This window comes from Delftia sp. ZNC0008 (assembly GCF_000799035.1).
Lineage (GTDB): Bacteria > Pseudomonadota > Gammaproteobacteria > Burkholderiales > Burkholderiaceae_C > Comamonas > Comamonas tsuruhatensis.
On the sequence record NZ_JTKZ01000147.1, the window covers coordinates 1 to 3,632 of the forward strand.

Consider the following 3,632-nt stretch of genomic DNA (forward strand, 5'->3'; position numbering starts at 1 on the left):
CGCCGATGGCGGCCAGCCGCTCGTGCGCGGGCAGGCCCTGCACGCGGCTGGCGCGCGGGTTCACCGCATACAGCGCGCCGCCGTAGCCGAAGCGCAGCAGGTAGTCCAGCGGAATGCCGCCGATCTTGCTGGCCTGGTCCGAGGCGCCGACCACGGCGATGGAGCGCGGCGCGAACAGCGCGTCGAGCCGGGAAGTGTCGAAGCAATGGCTGTCGGTCATGGGTGTCCCTCAGAAGTTGTGGCGCACGCCCAGCGCCAGGGACCGCACGCCGTCGCCGCTGTTGGCGGCCACCGGCACGTTGGCGATGGCGGCCGATGCATTGGCCGCGTTGCCCAGCTGCAGCCAGCGTGCGTAGAGCACGGTGCGCTTGCTCAGCGCGTAGTCGTAGCCCAGCGTCCAGGTGTTCTGGGCGCGGTCCGTGCCGCCCACCTCGCGCCGCGCCACCGAGACCAGCAGCTTGGAGCGCGCATCCACGCTCCAATCGGCGCCCAACTGGGCCAGCCTCGCCTTGGGTGTGCCGGCGCGGTCCACGCGGTTGATGACGTAGTTGCCCGTCAGGCGCAGCCCATTCAGGGCTTCCCAGCTGGCCGACAACGCCTGGTACTGGCTGGTGGCGGGCGCGGCCACGGGTGCGGCGGCGCTGCCTTCCACGGACTTCTGGAAGCTGTAGGCCAGGAACCAGGGCTTCTGGTTCCAGCCCAGCGTGGCGCCGTAGAGGCGGCCGTTGCTGCTGTTCGGCGAAGCCGCTTCGCCGAAGGAATAGGCCAGGTCCGCCAGCCAGGGCTGGCCTGCCGGCGTGCGGTAGCGCACCAGGTTGTTGGCCCGTGCCGCAAACGGCCGCAGGCCGGCCTGGGCATCGGTGGCCGACACCAGGTTCAGCGAGGAAAACAGCGCGTTCATGCCCAGCGGATCGGCCCGGAACAGCGCGCCGAACATGGGCGTGTACATGCGGCCCATCTCCACGGCGCCCCAGCCGCTGTTCAGCCCCACCCAGGCCTGGCGCGTGAAGGCCAGGCCCGGGCCGGGAATGGTGCCCTGGCCCGTGTCCGGCGCCACGCCGGCCTCCAGCATGAACTGGGCGCGCAGGCCGCCGCCCAGGTCCTCGCTGCCGCGAAAGCCGATGCGCGATGCCGCGCTGCCCCCGTCCTCCAGCCGGCTCAGGCGCGTGGCGCCCGACCTTGCGCTGTTGATGTGGACATCGACGATGCCGAACATCTCCACGCTGCTCTGGGCCCACGCGGACGTGCCCAGGGCCGCCATGCCGCCGGCGGCCAGCCAATGCTTGTGCTTCACGAACTTGTCTCCTTGGTAGCGCCCCGGATGCTTTGCCCGGTGGCTTGCTTGCTACTATCCCGAGCGACAGGGGATGCACTCTGTCAAGCCATTGACAAATGGCGGTACATGGGCACCGGACTAACCCGGGGCCTTCGACATCGTGAGAGAACCATGCGCTCCAAGCCTGCTCCCGTGGCCGACCCTTCGGCGCTGATCCGCCGCGCCCTGGGCCTGTGCCGCATGCTGCGCAACTGGCCGCCCGAGGTGCTCGATGAGCTGACGGCGCTGTCCCGACTGGGCCGCTACGAGCGCCACCAGCAGGTGCGCGCCGCCGACCCCAAGCGGCGCGAGGTGCTGGTGGTGGCTTCGGGCTGCGTGGAAGTGGGCGGCGTGGACGCCACGGGCTCGCGCTTCGTGCTGTCCATGCACAGCGCGGGCGACATCGTGGGCCTGGCGCGGCTGCTGGAGCACACGCAATTCGTCTACGACTACCACGCGCACCAGCCCACCGTGCTGGTGGAGATCCCCGGCGAGTCCTTCCTGGCCCTGCTCGATGCCCATCCGCTGCTGTGGAAGGACATCTGCCTGCTGGTGCTGGCACGCATGCACGAGCTGATCGTCGTCCAGCAGCGCCACGCCTTCAGCAACATCGACAACCGCGTGGCCGAGCTGCTGGCGCGGCTGGCCCCCACGCATGGCCAGCCCGCGCCCGACGGGCAGGGCGTGGTGCTGCGCATCTCGCAGAGCGACCTGGCCGCCATGCTGTCGGTCTCGCGCCAGACCATCAACAAGGAGCTGCGCCTGCTGGAGCAGCGCGGCCTGCTGCAGGCCGCCTATGGGCGGCTGACGCTGGTCGATCTTGCCGGCCTGGGGCGCGCGGCCGCAGCCGGCCCGGCAATGGGACAATAGCGCACCATGACCGCCTCCACCGACACCCTCACGATCACCCGTCCCGATGACTGGCACCTGCACGTGCGCGATGGCGAAGCCATGCGCAGCGTGGTGCCGCATACGGCCGCGCAGTTTGCGCGCGCCATCATCATGCCCAACCTCAAGCCGCCGGTTACCACTGCCGAGCAGGCGCTGGAGTACAGGCAGCGCATCCTCTCGGCCGTGCCCGAGGGCATGGCCTTCGAGCCGCTGATGACGCTGTACCTCACCGACAACCTGCCGCCCGAGGAAATCGTGCGCGCCAAGGCGGCCGGCGTCGTGGCCTGCAAGCTCTACCCGGCTGGCGCCACCACCAACAGCGACCACGGCGTCACCGACCTGCGCAAGATCTACCCCACGCTGCAAGCCATGCAGCGCGAAGGCCTGCTGCTGCTGGTGCACGGCGAAGTCACCAGCAGCGACATCGACCTGTTCGACCGCGAGGCCGCCTTCATCGACCAGCACCTGATCCCGCTGCGCCGCGACTTCCCCGAACTCAAGATCGTCTTCGAACACATCACCACGCGCGAAGCCGCCCAGTACGTGACCGAGGCCGACCGTTTCGTGGGCGCCACCATCACGCCCCAGCATCTGCTGTTCAACCGCAATGCCATCTTCACGGGCGGCATCCGTCCCCACTACTACTGCCTGCCCGTGCTCAAGCGCGAGACGCACCGCCTGGCACTGGTGGAGGCGGCCACCAGCGGCCTGCCCAAGTTCTTCCTGGGCACGGACAGCGCGCCGCACGCGGCCCATCTCAAGGAACACGCCACCGGCTGCGCGGGCTGCTACAGCGCCCATGCCGCCATCGAGATGTATGCCGAGGCCTTCGACAATGCCGGCGCGCTGGACAAGCTCGAAGCCTTCGCCAGCTTCAACGGCCCGGACTTCTACAGCCTGCCGCGCAACACCGGCAAGATCACCCTGGTGCGCGAAAGCTGGACGCCGCCAGACAGCTTCGCCTTCGGCGAGGCGCAACTGAAGCCGCTGCGCTCCGGCGAAGCCCTGCCCTGGAAGCTGGTTTAAGCTGGCGGGACTGCCACCCGCCAGAGGATTGCCATGCCTGAGCCGCAACCGCGCATCGCCCTGCTGATCGACGCCGACAACGCGCCGGCCGAGATGATCGACGAGATCCTGACCGAGCTGTCGACCTTCGGCGTCATCGACATCCGCCGCGCCTACGGCAACTGGACCAAGCATTCGCTCAGCGGCTGGCAGCGCAAGCTGCTGGATTTCGCACTGCGGCCGATGCAGCAGTTCGACTACTCCAAGCACAAGAACGCCACCGACATGGCGATGACCGTGGACGCCATGGAGCTGCTCTACACCGAGCGGCCCGACGCCTTCGGCATCGTCTCCTCCGACGCCGACTTCACCCCGCTGGTAATGCACCTGCGCTCCAAGGGCGCTGCCGTCTACGACGCGG

The 3,632-nt window shown here is 69.1% G+C and carries 5 protein-coding genes; 3 read left to right on the forward strand and 2 right to left on the reverse strand.

Annotated features, from left to right (window positions below):
• Positions 1-220 (reverse strand): CoA-binding protein (locus tag L995_RS04960; RefSeq protein WP_047469735.1); only part of this gene is annotated, 220 nt, incomplete at its 3' end.
• Between the two features lie 9 nt (positions 221-229).
• Positions 230-1,294 (reverse strand): porin, encoded by a 1,065-nt coding sequence (locus tag L995_RS04965; RefSeq protein ID WP_047469738.1) that lies wholly within the window; start codon positions 1,292-1,294, stop codon positions 230-232.
• Positions 1,295-1,447: 153 nt separating this feature from the next.
• On the opposite strand from L995_RS04965, the gene L995_RS04970 reads away from it, so the two are divergent.
• From L995_RS04970 to L995_RS04980, 3 genes are all read left to right on the forward strand, one after another.
• Positions 1,448-2,185 (forward strand): Crp/Fnr family transcriptional regulator, encoded by a 738-nt coding sequence (locus tag L995_RS04970; RefSeq protein ID WP_016451782.1) that lies wholly within the window; start codon positions 1,448-1,450, stop codon positions 2,183-2,185.
• 6 nt (positions 2,186-2,191) lie between these two features.
• Positions 2,192-3,232 (forward strand): dihydroorotase, encoded by a 1,041-nt coding sequence (pyrC, locus tag L995_RS04975; protein ID WP_047469741.1) that lies wholly within the window; start codon positions 2,192-2,194, stop codon positions 3,230-3,232.
• A gap of 33 nt (positions 3,233-3,265) precedes the next feature.
• A partial coding sequence (locus L995_RS04980) for an NYN domain-containing protein (RefSeq protein WP_047469744.1) occupies positions 3,266-3,632 on the forward strand: 367 nt, incomplete at its 3' end.